Raw genomic sequence first — 20,511 nt, forward strand, 5'->3', positions numbered from 1 at the left:
AATTTTTGATAAGTCGACCGTTTTTAAGGCTTCATTTAGTTCGTTTACTTTCTTCTGAACAATCTGTTCACCCGTCAATTTTGGAGCGGTGCTCTTTTTTGATGTTTTCATATCCTTTTTCTAATTAGATAAAAGTCGTAGTCCCGATCAACTTCGTAGAGGCTTATATTCCCTCTGTTCATACCTAAAATTACGAATCTTTCTGAAATCGCGGCCAATTCTCTGCTTATCGCAATTCTATATAATCTTTGTCTTCTTTCATCGCTACCCCTGAATGAAATGACAGAAGTGGTGTGAACGTTTAAAAAGTGGTCGATTATTTTGAATACGGTCGCCAACACATTTTTTAGATCCCCATTGTTGCTTTCTGAGATATCACTTAACTCGAAATTTTCAGACTCGTCTAGTAATGCCAAATTGAAAATACGATCATCAGCCGATTTTGTAATGAGTACTACTTTTGTGATTTTCCTCCGCTCACTGACACTAACAAATTCATAACGAAGCTCATGGCGGACAAGCGCAAATGGATAAGAAATTTCCTGCATAAATAGTGGCTGGCTAGCGTGTGTGACAATTGTACCAAACATAGAACATTTTAAACAAAACTTAAAACCAGGCGGATCATCGGGTGGAGGTGTTAGTTTTGTGAAGCAGGACCAATTTCAACGATATGAAAGATATTAAGTTTATTACCGAGGTGAATGTCAAGGTTTCGGAGCAGAAGCTGGACCACCGGTCCCGGATTATGACGATGGGCTCGTGTTTTGCGGAGGTGCTTGGGAGTCAGCTTGGGCAGTATAAATTTAATGTTCTGAACAATCCTTTCGGGACGGTCTTTAATCCGCTAACGATCTGTAAAATATTGGATTACGCTTTACAGGATAAGTCGCCGGACAATGATTTATATTTGCAGAATGCTGACAAAATCTGGCTCCATCATGACTTTCATTCTTCACAGTGGGCGGCGAGTAAAGAATCGCTGGCGGCTGGTTTAATTGAAAAATTAAAAGGGGTAAAAGCCTATTTGAAAGAGGCAAATGTGCTGGTGATCACATTAGGAACAGCCTACGCCTACCGTTATAAACGTGCCAATCAGATTATTGGTAACTGTCACAAAGAACCTGCCGATCGGTTTGTAAAAGAACTACTGCATCCTGAGCAAATCAGCATTGCGCTCGAACCTTTGATCCAAAAGTTGCTGATACATCGCCGCGACCTAAGGATCATCCTTACGGTCAGTCCTGTACGACATACGAAAGATACATTGACATTAAACCAAGTAAGTAAGTCAACATTGCGGCTGACTTGCCACCGACTTTCCGAAAAATACAGGCACATCAGTTATTTCCCAGCATATGAAATTATGCTCGACGAGTTGCGTGATTACCGGTTTTATAATGAAGACCTTATCCATCCAAACAAAATCGCCGAGGACTACATTTTCAACAAATTTGCGCAGTCAAATATCGCTGCCGGGTCGCTGGAATTCATGAAACAATGGGACGGAATCATGCACAGCATGCTCCATCGGCCGCAGCATGGAGAGACGCCCGGTTACCACAAAATGTTGCAATCTGTTCTTGACAAGCTGCATTCCATATCGGGAGGAATCGATGTTTCCAGAGAGACTACGCAGATTGAAGAAAGGCTCGCGCAATTTCCTATTTGATTTTCAAACTCATTGGCAGCATTTGTTGTTGCATAGAATTAAATACGCGTCCTCAACCAGTATAATGGGAGAATTTACAACCAATAAAGAAAAGGTCTTACAAGCATTAAGCACCGTCGAAGAGCCGGATCTTAAGAAGGATTTGGTAACCCTGGGCATGATCCAGGATGTGGAAGTCGGTGTGAATCAAGTCAGTTTTACGGTGGTTTTGACCACGCCTGCCTGCCCCCTTAAAGAACTGATCCGTCGCAACTGCGAAGCCGCCATCCACGAACATTTAAGTCCGGATGTGGAGGTGAAAATCAAGCTGACAGCCAATGTTACCACTACGCGCCATACGGGGCCGCTGATTCCCGGCGTGAAAAATGTGATTGCGATTTCATCCGGTAAAGGTGGGGTAGGTAAGTCTACCGTGACTGCGAACCTTGCGATGGCATTGCACCGATCGGGTGCGAAAGTGGGGATCATCGATGCCGATATTTCGGGGCCTTCTATACCATTAATGTTCGGTGCGGAAGATATGCAGCCGACCATTACACCCAAAGACGGCAAAAACTACATTAACCCGATCCGTCAGTACGGCATTAAAATGATCTCGATCGGGTTTCTGACGCCGCCGGATAGTGCGGTAGTTTGGCGTGGACCGATGGCCAGCCAGGCACTGCGGCAGTTTTTCGCAGATACGGATTGGGGCGATCTTGATTATTTGTTGATCGATCTTCCTCCCGGCACGAGCGACATTCACCTGACATTGGTCCAGACGGTTCCGGTAACCGGCGCCGTGATTGTGACAACCCCGCAAAAAGTGGCGCTGGCCGATGCGATTAAAGGTATGTCCATGTTCAAGCAGCCGCAGATCAGCGTGCCGATTTTGGGTGTAGTTGAAAATATGGCTTGGTTTACACCAGAAGAGTTGCCTGATCATCAGTATTTTATATTTGGACAAGGTGGCGGACAGCAGCTGGCCGACAAATTCGAGGTGCCTTTGCTTGGCCAGATTCCGCTGGTTCAGGGGATCCGGGAGGCCGGGGATGAAGGCCGGCCAGCGGTGATGAATACCAATCCGATTGTGAATGATGCTTTCCGGGATGCTGCCGAGTCGCTGGCGCAGCAGGTGGCGATCAGAAATGCTTCGCGGGAGAGGACAAAACCGGTCGAGATCCAGGTCTGACCGAAGTACGCAGAATTTGATTTTTTGAATATAATCGTGCATATTAGCACATAGATTTTTGTAAAAAATGGATTCAAAAGAAAAAACAATAGAACTTATAGAGCAGGCGCTCGAAACGGTGCGTCCTTATTTGCATGCGGACGGTGGGGATGTAAAGTTCATTGACCTGACGGACGATATGATCGTGAAATTGGAATTGCAGGGTTCTTGTCAGAGCTGCCCGATGAGCGCGATGACGTTCCGGGCCGGTTTGGAAGAATCCATCAGAAAAGCGGTTCCCTACGTCAGTAAGGTAGTTTCAGTGAATGTTCCGGAGCTTGCATAAGGCTTAGCAATAATATTTTAGATAAATGAAAAGAGCAGTTCTCGGTATCGGGAGCTGCTTTTTTTGCTTAAAAATCTGCGGCCGGAAGTGGAGAAATTCCTTACTCTTAAATTAGTGGCTTATATTGCAGGAATGATTTAAATGCGTTTATCCCGGAATTTTTAATATGCGTATCGGAATTTTTTTTGGAGGTCCATCCCGCGAGAGGGAGATTTCATTTGCAGGCGGCAAGACGGCTTTTGAGTACCTGGATAAGTCTCTTTTTGAACCGGTTCCGGTTTTTGTAGACAGTTTCGGCCGGTTTATTTTGCTTGAAAAAGAGCTGATGTACTCCACCGAAATCCGCGAATTCTATCCGCCCAAGTCAATTCAGAAGGATACATTTAAAACATACATTGAATCATTCCCAGAGTTGGCCAAGGAGCCTATTCCGTCGGAAATCGGCGTTTTGCTAGATCCTGCAAGATTTCAAGATTACTTCGATTTCGTGTTCCTCGCCATGCACGGCCCTGATTGTGAGGATGGTGCGATCCAGGGTTTGCTGGAATGGTATAAAGTTCCTTACAGCGGGCCAGGTTTGATGGGTTCTGCGGTGGGTATTGATAAAATTTTGCAAAATGAAATGATCCGGCTGGTCAATGGACAGGAAAAGAAAAGCTGGACATTGACTTATGATAAATGGCTACCGAGAGAATATCCGATTCTTTTTCAGGTACTTAAAAAACATTTGGGCTTGCCGCTGGTAATCAAAGCGCCGCATCAGGGTTCGTCGATCGGGGTGGCTATTGTGAAGGAAGATTCGCTGGAAGAGTTTGTGGCTGCTGTGAACCAATGTTTTTTTCAAATCGAATTAAATGCGGATACCTGGAAATCGCTGGATAGTGCCGAGAAACAAGCCTGGGGCCAGAAAGTGGCTAATCTAGATGAAGGAATCGGTTTTCCTGTTGTTTTTGAAGGAGATACAATTTACCATCCTGCCGATTTGATCTCGAAACTTGATACTTTTTTTGCTGCCGGAAATTCCGAAGCATTTTTGAGCAGCCTCAATAGTGAAGATCAGGTTTTGATCGAAGAATTCATTGAAGGCCAGGAGTTTTCCTGCGGCTGCATCCAGTTTGATGGCGGAAAACCGCTGGCCCTACCACCGAGCGAGGTCATCAAAATGGTCAAGGTTTTTGATTTTAATGCAAAATACAAACCGGGTGCCAGCCGGAAACGCATTCCAGTAGATACTTCTCTTGAAAAAAATCAGGAAATACGGAAGGTGATCGCGGACGTTTTCGAGCAGCTTGGTATCACGGTTTGTGCCCGTATCGACGGCTTTTTAACGCCCGACGGCACGATCCTGCTCCACGATCCCAATACGATTCCGGGCATGTCGCCGACTTCTTTTATTTTTAAACAAATGGCAGAAATCGGCCTGAATGTTACCCAGGCACTGACTTATCTTGTCAGGCAATCGATCAGGGAAAGAATTCGGATCGGCAAAAATACCTGGCAGCTGAGGAGCTTGCTGGCTACTTTGGACGAACAGATTGCGGCCAACAATTCAATCATTAAACCAGAGGAAATCGTCTCTTTCGGCGCTACCGACGAGGAATATCAGCAGGCGAGGCTCAAATACGGGCAGCTGAATGCGCAAGGAAAAGTTACGCCGGTGCCGGTTCTGAAAGCTTCGGATGGTAAGTCTTACAAATTGACTAATCCGCTGATGTTCAAGGAATATGTGTCGGATGTAGAGGCTTTGCTGCATGAAGAAAGACATCCTTTGCTGGTAGAAACTTCTCAAAAAGCGGCAGCACTCACGGAATTTTATGCGGGCGCAGTATCCTATGACATAAGTGTTTATCCGGATATTTCTTCGGCGGCATTTACCTCCTAATGTCGTAGATTTAATTCTTTATTCATTCCTATCGAAAATTTATAGTTAATGGCACACGGCGCTGAGAAAGTTAGACTAAGTCTGCAGAAGGAAAATAAGGGCTGGAAAAAGTGGGGCCCCTATCTCTCCGAGCGGCAGTGGGGAACAGTGAGGGAGGATTATAGTGGAAACGGTGACGCCTGGAACTACATTACCCATGAAATGGCCCTGTCGAAAGCATATCGCTGGGGTGAAGATGGTATCGCAGGTTTTTCTGATAATAAGCAACATATATGCCTCTCTTTCGGGTTTTGGAACCATAAGGACAAAATTTTGAAAGAGCGGATTTTTGGTTTGACCAACCGCGAGTCCAACCACGGCGAGGATGTGAAGGAAATGTATTATTATCTGGATAGTACGCCGACGCATTCTTATACCAAAATGCTTTACAAATATCCGCAGCAGCTTTTTCCTTATGATAAGCTGCGGCAGGAAAATGGCCGGCGTGGGAAAGCGGACCAGGAATATGAAATCATGGACACGGGTGTGTTCGATAACAATGATTATTTCGATATTTTTATCGAACACGCCAAGTCCGACGAGGAGGATATCCTCATGAAAGTGACCGTATTCAACCGCGGTACAGAGGATGCGCCAATCACCGTTTTGCCGACCATTTTATTCAGAAATACCTGGTCTTGGGGTTACGAGGCATTCAATTACAAGCCGATCATGAACGGGATTTCAAACCGGCTGATCGAAGTGACCCACCGCAAGCACGGTAAGTACAATCTGTATCTGGATAATGCCGACGAGCTGCTGTTTTGCGAGAACGAAACCAACTTCAAGAAACTGTACGGTACGGCCAATAATACGGCTTATCCCAAAGATGGGATCAACGATTACATTGTCAGCTCGGGCAAAAGTAACACCGTCAATCCGAACCATATCGGTACCAAAGCATCCGCGCGATTTACCAAAACCATCAAGGCGGGCGAGAGCGCAACTTTCAGGATGCGCTATGTAAACCACACGATATCAGAGCCTTTTGGTGGTTTTGAAGATATGTTTGCCAAAAGGATCCGCGAAGCCGATGAATTTTATGATGACATCCAGCGGGATGTTACGGATGCGGATCTTCGGTCGATCCAGCGCCAGGCTTATGCCGGTATGTTGTGGAGCAAGCAGTTTTATTATTACAATGTTTACGAGTGGCTGAAAGGCGATCCTGCGCAGCCAGGGCCAAATCAGGGTAGAAAATGGGGGCGGAATTCGGGATGGAAGCATTTATATGCGGCCAACATTATCTCGATGCCAGATAAATGGGAGTATCCTTGGTTTGCGGCCTGGGATTTGGCTTTTCACTGCGTACCGCTGGCGAGGCTGGATGCGGATTTTGCCAAAAGACAGTTGGAAATCCTGCTCCGGGAATATTATATGCACCCGAATGGTCAGATTCCGGCTTATGAATGGAATTTCTCGGACGTCAACCCGCCTGTCCACGGCTGGGCTACCTGGAAAGTGTATGAGATTGATCGTGAGCAAAATAATGGCGTCGGCGACATTCAGTTTCTGGAAAAAATATTCCACAAGCTGCTCCTGAATTTTACCTGGTGGGTTAATCAGAAAGACGATACGGGAAATAACATTTTCAGCGGTGGCTTCCTTGGATTGGATAACATTGGCGTATTCGACCGCTCGACGCCGATGCCTTTTGGCGGAAAATTGCAGCAGGCCGATGCGACCGGCTGGATGGCGATGTACACCTTGAATATGCTCCGGATTTCGGTCGAAATTGCGCTGGTGCATCCGGTCTACCAGGATATGGCGTCTAAATTTTTCGAGCACTTCCTGCATATTGCGGGCGCGATGGAATCTATCGGCGGCAAAAATTCGTCGATCAGTCTCTGGGATGAGGAAGATCAGTTTTATTATGATGTTATCCACATTCCAAATGGTCAGAGCATTCTTTTGAAAGTCCGCTCGATTGTTGGTTTGATACCTTTATTCGCAGTTGAAATCCTTGATCCTCAGAATCTTGATAAACTACCCATGTTCAAGCGACGGGTAGAGTGGGTTTTGGCAAACCGTCCGGATCTGGCGAGGCTGATATCGCGCTGGTTTGAATCTGGTAAAGGTGAAAACCGCCTGTTGTCGATTCTGCGCGGTCACCGGATGAAAATGATCATGAAAAGAATGCTTGATGAGAGCGAATTCCTTTCTGATTATGGAGTGAGGGCATTGTCCAAATACCATGAGCAGAATCCATACAAGTTTTATATCAACGGTGAAGTTTTGCAGGTCGATTACACGCCGGCCGAGGCATTGACCGACATTATGGGTGGAAATTCCAACTGGCGCGGCCCGATCTGGTTCCCGCTGAACTACCTGATTTTTGACTCACTGATGAAGTTCCACGCGTATTATGGCGAGGATTTTATGGTGGAGTATCCAACCAATTCCGGCAACCTGGCGACCATTAAAGATGCTGCCATGGCGATCGCATGTCGCTTAATCGATATTTTCAAAAAGGATACAGAAGGCAACCGGGCGGTGTATGGTCAGGATATGCGGATGCAGAAAGATGATAATTTCAATGACCACGTGCTTTTCTATGAATATTTTCATGGAGATAATGGTCGCGGCTGCGGTGCCAGTCACCAGACAGGCTGGACGGGTCTGGTAGCCGAGTTGATCCTCAAAACTGCCCATGAAACTTCCAAGGAAAAAGCACAGGCGGAACTGGAAATAAGCAAATAATTGAAGTATAAATTCAATATAACTGGTTTAATCTAAATCAAACTATTAAACTCTTACTATGACTTCGCAATTGGACCCGAATGTAATGGCCAAAGTAACTAGCTGGCTGAACGGTGATTACGATATTGATACTAAACAATCCATCCAGCAGCTGATTGATGAGGCGAATGATACGGAGTTGACGGATGCGTTTTATAAAGACCTGGAATTCGGAACAGGCGGCTTGCGTGGATTGATCGGTATTGGCTCGAACCGGATGAACCGGTATACGGTCGGCACGGCTACGCAGGGTTTGGCAAATTATCTTAACAAAGCATTTCCAAACGAGGAGAAAAAGGTAGCGATCGCTTACGACAGCCGCATTAAGTCAGATGAATTTGCCAAAATTATCGCCGAGATTTTCTCAGCGAATGGTATCACGGTTTATCTTTTTGAAGCGCTTCGCCCTACGCCTGAACTTTCGTTTGCGATCCGTCTGCTGGGCTGTAAAAGTGGGGTAGTGGTAACTGCTTCGCACAATCCGAAAGAATATAATGGTTACAAAGCCTACTGGGACGACGGCTCGCAGGTGGTAGCGCCGCACGATACCAACATTATCGGCGAAGTAAACGCGATTAAGTCAATCGACGATGTGAAATTTGACGGGGATAGTTCCAAAATTCATAAGATTGGCGCGGAGGTTGATGAGAAATACATGGACCACATTCTGTCGCTATCTATTTCCAAAGATGCGATTGCACGCCAGAAAGACCTTAAAATCGTTTATACCCCGCTCCACGGAACAGGAGTTACGCTTGTTCCGACACTCTTGGGCAAAATGGGTTTTGAAGCTGTGACGGTTATCGAAGAACAAGCCGAGCCGAAAGGAAACGGACAATTCCCGACGGTGGTTTATCCAAATCCGGAGGAAAGTGAGGCCATGTCCAAAGCGGTGGCGCGGGCGAAAGAAATTGATGCGGACCTGGTTTTGGGTACCGACCCGGATGCCGACCGCGTGGGAATTGCAGTGAAAAACCACCACGGCGAAATCCAGCTTTTGAATGGCAACCAAACTGCCAGCGTGCTGATATACTATCTCCTAAATGCGTGGAAAGATGCAGGTAAGCTGACAGGCACCCAGTTTGTTTGCAAAACCATCGTTACCACCGACCTGATCGATAAAATGGCGGCGGCTTATGATGTGAAATGTTACAATACATTGACGGGTTTCAAATATATCGCGCAGGTAATCAGGGAGAAAGAAGGCGTTGAGCAATTTATCGGCGGCGGTGAGGAAAGCTACGGATACCTGATCGGCGATGCGGTACGTGACAAGGATGCGATTGCTTCCTGCGCTATGATCGCCGAGCTGACGGCTTATGCGAAGGACAAAGGGCTGAGCCTTTTTGACATGCTGATGGAAATCTACAAGCAGTTTGGTTTCTACTACGAAGGTCTGATTTCTTTGACTAAAAAAGGAAAAAGCGGCGCGGACGAGATTCAGCAAATGATGGCAGATTTCCGGGCAAACCCTCCAAAAACATTGGCAGGCTCACCGGTAATCCGCATGGATGACTACAAAGCATTGACCACCGTGGATTTCACATCTGGCACGACGCATTCAATTCCATCGGGTGAAATGGGCATCGAACCATCTAATGTGCTGCAATTCTTCACCGAAGACGGTACCAAATTTACCTGTCGCCCATCCGGCACCGAGCCAAAAATTAAATTCTACGTCGGCGTAAGAGCTGCACTGGAAAGAAATGAGGATTTTGATTCGGTTTATGATAGTTTGAAAGAGAAAGTGAAGGGGATTGGAGAAGAGTTGGGGTTGAAGTAATTTTTGAAATTTAAATTAAACCGGGGCTGTCAGAAAATGGCGGTTCCGGTTTCTATTCCTTATGCGTCCGGGTCAGCATTTTACCAGCTACATTTCTTACAAGCTCCGGATTATTACAATCATTTTATTTTGCGCTGGCAGTCAGGCATTTGCGCAGACTGTAACATTAACTGGCAAGGTAACCGACGAAAAAACCGGTAAGCCGCTGCCTTTTGCCAATGTTTTTATCAACAACTCCACGATCGGTACCAATGCGGACGAAAATGGGAATTACCGGCTAGGTAATCTGGCGATCGGAAACCTGGAACTGGTAGTGTCGTTTTTAGGCTATGAGACTGTGAAACAAACACTTCGATTTGAGCAGCCTGGGATGAAGTCGGTGCTGATCAAATTACGGGAAGGTCAGCAGCTGCAAGGGGTTACGATTTTTGCCAAAAAGAATAAAAAGCGGGAGAAGAACCTGAAAATTATTGCGAGGGAGCTGCTGGGTAACACCAAGTTCAGCAAGCTTTGCAGGATCGTGAACCCGGAAGTACTACGCATTTCGGAAGGTGACGATGGACATTTGAGTGCGCAAACGACTGCTCCGCTGATCATCGAAAACAACGCGCTGGGCTATCGCATTCACCAGGATCTGGACGATTTTGATTATTACGAAGGCAAAGTTTATTATGGCGGCACCACACGGTTTGAGTTGCTGACGCCCAAAGATAGTTTGCAGAAAAAACAATGGCGGGCCAATCAGAAAGTGGCATACAAGGGTTCGCTGAAACATTTGCTGGCGAGCATTGTGGCCGACAGTTTGCAGGAGAACGGCTTTAAAGTGTACCAGGCGATCCCGGATTCGCTCCGGTTTTCCAAAACCATCCGGAGCTCGAATGGTTTGAATCAGATTTCCAATCACTTACACAATCGTATTGAGCAAACACCGGGCTTCAAGCTGGTCCGGCCGGGCGAATTACCAACTGAGCGGCTGGTGGTATCGATGACGCAGCTTGAAATTTTTTATATGAACAAACCGGGCCGCTCGCCTTACTCGGACATGCCGCACGCATATTCGCAGATTACGATGCCACAGGGATACATTGTGATTACTCCGCAGGGCTGGGTGGTGATGCCGATGGGCTTTGAAATTGCCGGCGACCTTGGTAATGATCGGTTTTCGACCCTCTTACCTGCCGACTGGAAGCGTGACGACTAACCAGGATTTGTCAAAATCTTGTCGGAAAAAGTAAATAAATAGCATTGTGTGTATTTTACCATCAGCTTTTATTAATTTCGAAATATCCCATTTCTGTCAATTTCTTGCATTAATCTAATGTACTTTAAGTTACTTACGCTGGCGATCCCAGTTGCGCTTCTTTTTGCATCCTGTAAAAAAGAGGTCAAGACCTTCACGCAACTGGATAGCGACGAGACGGGCATCCAGTTTTCGAACCGCATCGCGGAGAATGATACGATGAACATTCTGGCTTTCGAATATGTGTATAATGGCGGCGGGGTGGCTTTGGGTGATTTTAATAATGATAGTCTGCCGGACGTTTATTTTGCCGGAAATACGGTCGATAACAAGCTGTATCTCAATAAAGGTGATTTCAAATTTGAAGATGTAACTGAAAAAGCCCAGGTTGCCGGCAAGGATAAGTGGGCGATGGGCGTGGCGCTGGTGGATATTAATAATGATAATCTGCTGGATATTTACGTTTGTTCATCGGTGAGAAAAGTGGCTGCGCAGCGTGAAAACCTGCTGTATGTTAATCAGGGCGTGGGCGCTGATAATGTTCCGGTTTTTAAAGAAATGGGCAAGGAGTATGGCATTGCGGATACGACGCATACTACCAATGCAGCGTTTTTTGACTATGACAATGATGGCGACCTGGATCTATTCCTGGTAGTGAATGAAATGGATGATACGAATTTCCCAAACCGGTATCACAAAAAAGTAGTCGACGGCTCGTCAAAGCGTACTTCGAGGCTTTATAAAAATGATTGGGATGCAACATTGAAACATCCGGTTTTTACCAATGTGTCGAAAGAAGCGGGTATCCTGATCGAGGGGTATGGGCTGGGCGTGAATGTGACGGATGTGAACCAGGACGGCTGGAAGGACATTTACGTGACCAATGACTACATTACCAATGACCTTTTGTATATCAATAATGGTAACGGAACTTTCACCGATAAGGCCGCTAGCTATTTCAAGCATACCTCGCAATCGGCGATGGGAAATGATGTAGCGGACATTAATAACGATGGTTTGGTGGATGTGATCGCGGTGGATATGATGCCGGCGACGAACAAGCGGAAAAAAATGATGACGCCGCCTTACAATTATGTCACGTATCAGAACAACGAGTTGTTTGGCTACCAGTATCAGGTGGCGCGTAATACATTGCAGCTCAATATGGGCAAGGCCGATCCGAAAAGTAAGGATCCGGTTTTCAGTGAAATCGGGCTGCTGAGCGGGATTGCAGAGACGGATTGGAGCTGGACACCGATGGTGACGGACTTCGATAATGATGGTTTGCGGGATATTATCATCACAAACGGATTTCCCAAAGACATCACGGATATGGATTTTGTCGCCTACCGTGCCGAGGTTTCCAGCATCATGGAACCGAAGATGATGCTGGGCTACATTCCCTCGGTCAAGATATCGAACTTTGCTTTTAAAAATAAAGGAAACCTTGGTTTTGAGGATGTCACCACACAGTGGGGACTGGACAAGCCCGATTTTTCAAGTGGTGCTGCCTATGCCGATCTGGACAATGATGGCGATCTGGATTACATTGTAAATAACATCAATGATTCCGCGACGGTTTATCGCAATAACAGCATTCAGCTCAAACCTGCTGAAAGTAACTATTTGAGGATCAGTTTTAAAGGGGATAGGTATAATCATGCGGGTATCGGTGCGGTGGTGGAAATTCAATATGCAGGAGGCGAGAAGCAGGTGGCAGAAAATTCGCCCTATCGCGGTTACCTGTCCACGGTGGAGCCTGTGGTGCATTTAGGTTTAGGTAAAAACACAAAAGTGGACCAGCTGAAAGTAACTTGGCCGGGTGGTATGAGTCAGATTTTGAAGGATGTAAAAGTTAATCAGGTGCTGGCGCTGAGTGAGAAAAATGCGGTTGATCCTACTGAAAGTCAGACGGTTGAAGTGAAACATAAGCCGCTATTTACGGATATTACTTCTATTTTGAATGTGCCTTATGTGCATGAGGAAATTGATATGATTGATTTCAATGTGCAGAAGCTGATGCCACACAAATTATCACAATTCGGGCCTGCGCTGGCTGCGGGAGATGTGAATGGGGATGGGCTGGATGATATTTTTGTCGGTGGCGCGTATATGCATAAGGGACGGTTTTTATTGCAGCAGCCGAATGGTCGGTTTAAAGTAGTGGATCTTTTGCCCGGAGCGGGAGGAGTTGAAAAAATTACGGAAGATATGGGCGTCCTGCTTTTCGATGCGGACCAGGATAAGGACCTGGACTTATTTATTGTGAGCGGTAGTTATGAGCTTAAAACAGGTTCTGATGGGCTGAAAAGTACATTGTTTATCAATGATGGTAAAGGTAACTTTCGTCAAGATGTGGCTGCGCTGCCGCAGTTTTTGGTAAATGGTTCTTGTGTGAAGGCAGTCGATTTTGATAAAGATGGTGACTTGGACCTTTTTATCGGCGGGCGCGTGGAGTCGGGGGCTTATCCAAAGCCGGTTTCCAGCTTTGTTTTAAGGAATGACAGTAAAAACAATGTGGCCCGTTTTTCGGACGTGACGCCGGCAGTTGCGCCGGAATTGCTGAACATCGGGCTGATCTGCGATGCATTATGGACTGATTACGACAACGATGGCTGGACGGATTTGCTGGTAGCAGGGGAGTGGATGCCGCTGACATTCTTTAAAAATGAAAAAGGTAAATTAAAGAAGGCGCAGTCGGGTCTGGAAGGAGAGAAAGGATTGTGGGGTAGCCTGGTATCCGGGGATTTTGATAATGATGGCGATATGGATTACATCGCCGGAAACCTGGGGCTGAACTCGCTTAACCGCGCTTCGGAGACGCGTCCGGTGAGTATCTACGCCAAGGATTTTAATAATGATGGGTATTATGACGCAATCCCGACTGTTTTTTACAAAGCCTCAGACGGCAGCTATAAAGAATTTCCCTACAACACCCGAGATGAAATGGGTAAGCAGATCATCCAGGTCCGCCAGCGTTTTCAGGAGTACGCGAAGTTTTCAGAAGCAACTTTGCCCGACATATTTAAACCGGAAGAATTAAAGGATGCGCTGCATGTTTCCGCGACGTATATGCATAGTAGTTATGTGGAGAATCTGGGTGGCGGGAAGTTTAAGTTGCATTCTTTGCCACTCCGGGCACAATTTGCGCCGCTTTTTGGAATGGTTGCAGAGGATTTTGACCAGGACGGTAACCTGGATGTGATGCTCTCGGGCAATGATTATGGTTCGGAAGTGTCCGTCGGACGCTACGATGCATTGTACGGACTTGTGCTAAAAGGAAATGGAAAAGGAGGCTTTACGCCGATGAATATGGCTGAAAGTGGTTACATGACCAAGGGAAATGCGAAGGGGCTGGTCAAAATCGGCACTTCGGGCGCTGATTGGCTTACAGTGACCTCGCAAAACCGGGATTCGCTGAGATTTCACCGGAGCGCAAATCAAATGCGAAGATTTCCATTGCAACCGACAGAGGATTACGCTATTCTAAAATATCAGAATGGAAAGTCAAGAAAGGAAGAATTCAGTCTTGGGTCGTCCTTTCTTTCACAGTCGTCACATGTACTTTTCCTGCCTTCAAATGTAACTGAGGCCACTATTTTTAGTTCGGACGGTAAAAAGCGGCAAGTAAAATAGTTATACGATATTGACATTTTTTAAGCCTGGAAAATCTGTTTTCCAGGCTTTTTTATGCTTTATGAATATATGACATTTCCAATAAACGTATAAAATGTCATTCATACAGTTATAAATATTCTGTTACATTGTGTAACTATATTTTTATCATTAAGTAACCATCCAGGCGCATTTGCCTCATACTTCTAGTGTTGATAATTTTCTATAAAAAAGATATGTTAAGTAACCGATTTTATACTTTAAATCATTGATCTAGTGATATTTGTATAAAAGACACTTTAAAATGGTGCATTAAAATCGTATTAAAAATGGCAAAGAACGAGTCGGTAATTATAGAAATAGTACAATGTTTAAGCAGATATTAAGCCGATAAAGTGCAATTATTTATTGATTTGAATATATTATCTGTTAATTAGATTTTTTGATGATTAAAAATGATAGTTTTGGGTGGTTTAATATTATTAACCTAACAAATCATTATGAAAAAAAATTACCTTCTCTCAGGAGGCAGGCTCTTCCTTAGTATGCTCCTCTTCCTCATTTGCCAAAATGTATTTTCCCAGGATATGACGATTTCCGGGAAAATTACGGACGAACAATCGGGGTCGACCTTACCCGGAGCTTCGGTTACATTAAAAGGTTCAACAACAGTGGGTGTGACGACGGATGCGGACGGAAAGTACACCATCAAAGTGCCACCAAGTGCCCAAACGCTCGTGTTCTCTTTTATCGGCTACACAGCCAAGGAAGTGGCCATCGGCAACAGGACGGTGATCGACGTCACCATGACAAGCGACGTGAGCGCTTTGGAAGAAGTAATTGTAACAGGTTATGGCTCGCAGTCTAAAAGAGACATTACGGGTTCGGTTACAACGGTCAATGCCAAGGACTTGCAGTCGGTTCCGGCGACAACATTCGCGCAGCAGCTGCAAGGACGTGCGTCGGGTTTGAACATTGTAAATGATGCAACGCCCGGCGGTAATGCTACCGTACGTATCCGCGGTTTCGGTACGATTGGTAACAACGACCCGCTTTTCATTATTGACGGTGTGCCTACTGAAAACCAGGGCAACCTGAACCCGAACGACATTGAAACCATTCAGATCCTGAAAGATGCGTCTTCGGCCTCTATTTACGGTTCACGTGCGGCGAACGGGGTTGTGATTATCACGACTAAAAGAGGAAAAATTGGTAAGCCGGTGATTTCCTTCAATGCTTATTACGGTACACAAAAGACTTATAAGGACGTAGAAGCATTAAATGCAAGAGAGCTTGGACAATACCTGTACCTGGCTGATAAATATGCGGGCAAAACGCCTTCGCACGGTCAGTACACTTACGGACCAAATGGCGAGGTGACGCTTCCTGACTACGTTTTTCCAAGTAAAGGAAAGGCGGGTAGCCCGGAGGTAGACCCTGCGAAATACTCGCTTGTGCCTGGTAACATTTACGCGATCACCAAAGCTGCAGACACCAACTGGTGGAAAGAGCTGACCACCCGGGCGCCGATACAAAACTATCAGCTGACTGCTTCCGGCGGTACCGACAACAGCCGCTATTCATTGTCTGTGGGTTATTTCAGCCAGGACGGTGTGGTGAAATTTATTGGGTATGACCGTTATACCGTTCGTGCTAACACTGAATTTTCTGCGCTGGGCAAACGCCTTCGTGTAGGTGAAAACCTTGCGGTATCTTTTGATAACAGAAAAGGCGGTTTCGGTAACAACCAGGAACAAAATGCGGTATCCGGTAGCTACAAGCACCACCCGTTGCTGCCGGTTTACGACATTGCCGGAAATTTTGCAGGTTCACGTGGTGCCAACCTGGGTAACAACTCCAACCCATACGCAACACTTTATCGTGAAAAAGACAACCGTACATTGCGTCTGCGCGCTTTCGGTAACATTTACGGCGAGTTTGACATCATCCCTAACTTAACATTAAAAACCAGCTTGGGTATCGACGGTGTGAGCCAGAGAGGTCGTTACATTGGCCGCGCCAACCCTGAGTATGTGGAAGGTAGCTTCAACAACGGATCGACTTCGACCGATTATTATTCTTATCAATGGGTTTGGACAAACACTTTAAGCTACTCTAAAAACTTTGGTACCAATCACAAGGTGGATGCTTACGTAGGTATCGAGTCTATCCGCGAATTCGCCGAGGAATTTGGTGCAAGCCGCTCCGGATATGCGTTTGAAATTCCTTCTATCATCAACTACCTGAACCTGGGCGATGCAACAAAAGCGACCAACTATGGCGGTGTGAACAGGGATTACAGCCTTTACTCGCAGTTTGGAAAAGTGAACTACGCGTTCGCGGACAAATATTTGTTCCAGTTCATTTTGCGTAATGACGCTTCCTCACGTTTCCAGCAGGCTTCCAGAAGCGCTTTGTTCCCTGCATTCAGCGCGGGATGGCGGTTATCTGAAGAAAATTTCATGAAAAGCGCAGGATTTATCAATGACATGAAAATCCGCTACGGATGGGGTAGAACTGGTAACCAGAAAATCGGGGACTACAATGCTTACACTACTTACCGCGCCGATATTTTCCACGCAGGTTATCCAATCGACGGATCTGGCAGCCAACCAACCATCGGGTATGATGCTTCTTCATTCGGTAACCCAAAAGCGAAATGGGAAACTACTACATCTAACAACCTAGGTTTGGATGCAACATTCCTGAACGATGCCTTGACATTTGAAATCGACTTCTGGAACCGTAAGACCGCGGATATGTTGTTCTCAACGCCAATCACTTATACCGCTGGTGACGCGAGCGCTCCTTCCTTCAACGTAGGTGCGATGACCAACAAAGGAATTGACCTGGGTATCAGCTATCGTAATTCGGCTATGAAAGGTGACCTGCGCTACGGAATTTCGATGAACTACTCGATGTACCGTAACAAAGTGAACAAACTGGATGAAAGTGATGCGACCAAATACTTCGGTGCTGGTTCAAGGGTTCCATCTGTAACATTGACACAGGCTGGTTTGCCGCTGTCTTCTTACTACGGCTACAAAGTATTGGGTATTTTCCAGTCTGACGAAGAGGCAAAAGCCTGGGCGCCATACGGTTCTTACAACAAGGCTGGTAAATTCAAAATTGCGGATGTTAACAATGACGGTAAAATCACAGATGATGACCGTACTGTAATCGGAAACCCGCACCCTGATTTTGTTTATGGTATCAACATCAATGTGGGTTACAAAATGTTTGACCTGACTGTATTTGGAAACGGTGTGGTAGGAAACGAGATCTTCAACTATCAGCGCTACTTCACAGATTTCAATACGTTCCAGGGTAACAGGGCGAAACGTGCATTGTACGACGCCTGGCAGCCTGACCACAAAAGCGGTACCGTGCCTATCATGGATGCGGATGATCAGATCAGCAGCCGTCCTTCCAGCTACTTCGTAGAAAAAGGAACCTATTTCCGGTTGAAAAACGTGCAGCTGACATTCACCGTGCCAAAAGCAGCAGCTGCTAAAATCGGCTTCTCTAATGCACAGGTTTATATCCAGGGACAAAACATGTGGACTGCTACCAAGTATACAGGTCTTAACCCTGAGATTCAAACCGGCCAGGATAACACATTGGGCTTTGACGGAGGTTTCATGCCAGTTTCCAGGACATTCCTGCTGGGCTTAAACTTCTCTTTCTGATCACTACCCTAACTAATTGACTTTAAAAACCTCTGGTAATATGAATAAGACATTTTTAAAATATGTGTGCGGGGTCGGTTTTGCGATTGGTATTGTAACTGCTTGTAAAGATGAATTTCTTACAAGAGACCCACAGGGACAATACAGCCCGACTGCACTTAAAACTCCAAGTGGGGTAGAAGGCTTGCTGGTCGGTGCGTATGCAATGATTGATGGTAACGGTCTGGACGGTCAGGATTCCTGGAACAACGATATCCAGAGCTGGGTATTTGGTGGGCTGGCTTCTGATGATTCCTACAAAGGAACTGACGCGGGTGACCAGCCTGAGCAATCTTTCATCGAAAAATGGGATTTTCAGCCAACCAACAACCATATTAAAAACAAGTGGCGCGGACTTTACAAAGGTATTGCACGTACCAACGACGTGATCAATACCCTGGCGGAAGTTCCGGAAGTAGCTGATACGAGAAGGGCGCAAATCATCGCGGAAGCCAGATTTCTACGCGGATTGTACCACTTCGAAGCGAAGAAAATGTGGAAGACGATCCCTTACATTGACGAAAACACGTACAAGCTGGACGATCTGGAAAGTACCAAGATCCCGAATGATAAGGATGTTTGGCCGATGATCGAAGCGGATTTGAAAGCTGCGTCGGAAGGCCTTCCCGAAACACAATCACAAGCAGGACGTCCTACTAAATGGGCTGCGCTGGCTTTTCTTGCCAAAGCATACATGTACCAGGGCTGGAATGTGACGACGGGAGCTGTGAACCTGCCGGCATTGCAAAAAGCGAAACCAATTCTGGAACAAATCATCGCAACCGGCCGCTACACCTTGGCGCCTAAGTTTGAGGATAACTTCCTGATTGCTACCCGTAACAATGCAGAGTCGATTTTCGAGATACAGTACTCTGTTTCCAGTGCATCCGGTGATGCGGCAGATCAGGGCGTAGGTTTGGCTCACCCATACATTGACCCATGGGGATGCTGCGGATTTTACCAGCCTTCACAAAACCTGGTAAATGCATTTAAAACCGACGCTACCGGACATCCTTTGCTAGATACATTCAATGACTCCGATGTGAAAAACGACCAGGGCTTGAAATATTCAGATCCTTTCGAGCCTTACACAGGAACATTAGATCCACGTCTGGATCAGACAGTTGGCCGCCGTGGCATTCTTTTCAAAGATTTCAAAATCCATGGCAGCGACTTCATCCGCGATCAGACTTATGCAGGACCTTATTCTCCTAAAAAGCACATTTCTGAAAAAGCCGGATTTGGTATCAATGGCTGGGGTAACCTGTCGAGCAACAACTACCGCATTATGCGCTATGGTATGATCCTGCTGTGGCTTGCAGAGGTGGAAGTGGAGCTGGGTAACCTGGAAAATGCCAGAAAACTGGTAAACCAGATCCGTACCCGGGCTGCTAATCCTGCCGGTTTTGTGAAAAAAGCAGTTCAGGGAACCAAGTCGCGTGATGATTATACCGTGCTAAACGAGCCGGCTGCAAACTATCTGATCAAAACTTACGATGCAGCCTGGGCGGACGCCGCAACTGCCAGAAAAGCAGTAAGGTTTGAAGAGCGCCTTGAATTTGCGATGGAAGGCCACCGTTTCTTCGACTTGCAACGTTGGGGAATTGCCGCTGAAACTTTGAACAAATACGTGGCAGTTGAACAAACCAAACGTGTTTACAAAAAAGGTGCGGTGTTCACAAAAGGCAAAAACGAATATTTCCCGATTCCTCAGGAAGCAATTGACCGGTCATATAAAGCAGGTGCAGCGACCCTCACCCAAGACCCGGCCTATAAATAGTTTTTGGTTAGTATATACCAATATTTGTTAAGCGTTGTAATCAGAAAAGCCTCTGTACATTCAGTGCAGAGGCTTTCTTAGTGTTTGGCTAATAGTTAATTAGTTAACCCTGATTTCCTGGGCAGGTTTTTCAGAGCCGGGAATGATGGGCAATGTAAGTTGTAGGATACCATTCACATATTCTGCACGAATGTTCTCCGCATCCACCGTTTCATCAATCATGAAGCTCCGCTCGAAAGAAGTTTTGCTGAACTCGTGCCTGATCCAGTTTTTGTTGTCCTTCGCTTCCTCGCTGAATGCGTAGGAGATGGTCAGCTCGTGACCTTTAATGTTAATCTTGAAATCCTCTTTCGACCGGTCGGGCGCGAAAACGAAAAGCTCGTAGGTGCTGGCATTTTTTACAATATTTACCGGTACTCGGTATTCTCTCCGGCCGCCGCCGAAGCCCCTGCCAAAATGTTCGTGGCCCATGCCAAAACCATGGTGGCCGAAGGCACGCATGCCTACTCCACGGTTTCCATATCTGTTACACATTGT

General features: G+C 46.1%; 12 protein-coding genes. 10 read left to right on the forward strand and 2 right to left on the reverse strand.

Annotated elements, in window-relative coordinates; all coding sequences use genetic code 11:
• Positions 1-107: 107 nt before the first annotated feature.
• Positions 108-590, reverse strand: a complete 483-nt coding sequence (locus FEN17_RS16650; protein ID WP_138366455.1) for a DUF6934 family protein — start codon at positions 588-590, stop codon at positions 108-110.
• Positions 591-673: 83 nt separating this feature from the next.
• Between FEN17_RS16650 and FEN17_RS16655 the strand changes: the two genes are divergently transcribed.
• From FEN17_RS16655 to FEN17_RS16700, 10 genes are all read left to right on the forward strand, one after another.
• Positions 674-1,672 (forward strand): GSCFA domain-containing protein, encoded by a 999-nt coding sequence (locus FEN17_RS16655; RefSeq protein WP_138366456.1) that lies wholly within the window; start codon positions 674-676, stop codon positions 1,670-1,672.
• 64 nt (positions 1,673-1,736) lie between these two features.
• Positions 1,737-2,843: an Mrp/NBP35 family ATP-binding protein gene (locus FEN17_RS16660; protein ID WP_138366457.1), complete on the forward strand. Its 1,107-nt coding sequence runs from the start codon at positions 1,737-1,739 to the stop codon at positions 2,841-2,843.
• Between the two features lie 67 nt (positions 2,844-2,910).
• Entirely contained in the window at positions 2,911-3,168 is a 258-nt protein-coding gene (locus tag FEN17_RS16665; protein ID WP_138366458.1) for a NifU family protein, read from the forward strand.
• A gap of 166 nt (positions 3,169-3,334) precedes the next feature.
• Entirely contained in the window at positions 3,335-5,050 is a 1,716-nt protein-coding gene (locus tag FEN17_RS16670) for a D-alanine--D-alanine ligase family protein (protein ID WP_138366459.1), read from the forward strand.
• Positions 5,051-5,098: 48 nt separating this feature from the next.
• Positions 5,099-7,789, forward strand: coding sequence for an MGH1-like glycoside hydrolase domain-containing protein (locus tag FEN17_RS16675; protein ID WP_138366460.1), 2,691 nt, complete (start codon positions 5,099-5,101; stop codon positions 7,787-7,789).
• A 58-nt stretch (positions 7,790-7,847) separates the two neighbouring features.
• Positions 7,848-9,611 (forward strand): phospho-sugar mutase, encoded by a 1,764-nt coding sequence (locus FEN17_RS16680; protein ID WP_138366461.1) that lies wholly within the window; start codon positions 7,848-7,850, stop codon positions 9,609-9,611.
• Positions 9,612-9,672: 61 nt separating this feature from the next.
• Entirely contained in the window at positions 9,673-10,812 is a 1,140-nt protein-coding gene (locus FEN17_RS16685) for a carboxypeptidase-like regulatory domain-containing protein (RefSeq protein ID WP_138366462.1), read from the forward strand.
• A 117-nt stretch (positions 10,813-10,929) separates the two neighbouring features.
• Positions 10,930-14,487: a VCBS repeat-containing protein gene (locus tag FEN17_RS16690; RefSeq protein WP_138366463.1), complete on the forward strand. Its 3,558-nt coding sequence runs from the start codon at positions 10,930-10,932 to the stop codon at positions 14,485-14,487.
• A 479-nt stretch (positions 14,488-14,966) separates the two neighbouring features.
• Positions 14,967-18,155 carry a SusC/RagA family TonB-linked outer membrane protein gene (locus tag FEN17_RS16695; RefSeq protein WP_138366464.1) on the forward strand — a complete coding sequence of 1,063 codons (3,189 nt, stop codon included), beginning with the start codon at positions 14,967-14,969 and terminating at the stop codon, positions 18,153-18,155.
• Between the two features lie 40 nt (positions 18,156-18,195).
• Entirely contained in the window at positions 18,196-19,974 is a 1,779-nt protein-coding gene (locus FEN17_RS16700; RefSeq protein ID WP_138366465.1) for a RagB/SusD family nutrient uptake outer membrane protein, read from the forward strand.
• Positions 19,975-20,073: 99 nt separating this feature from the next.
• Here the strand turns inward: FEN17_RS16700 and FEN17_RS16705 are convergent, their stop codons facing one another.
• A complete protein-coding gene (locus tag FEN17_RS16705) occupies positions 20,074-20,508 on the reverse strand; it encodes an Hsp20/alpha crystallin family protein (RefSeq protein ID WP_229208853.1) in 435 nt (144 codons plus the stop codon).
• Between the last annotated feature and the right edge of the window lie 3 nt (positions 20,509-20,511).

Origin of the sequence: Dyadobacter luticola (assembly GCF_005860805.1) — a bacterium.
Taxonomy (GTDB): domain Bacteria; phylum Bacteroidota; class Bacteroidia; order Cytophagales; family Spirosomataceae; genus Dyadobacter; species Dyadobacter luticola.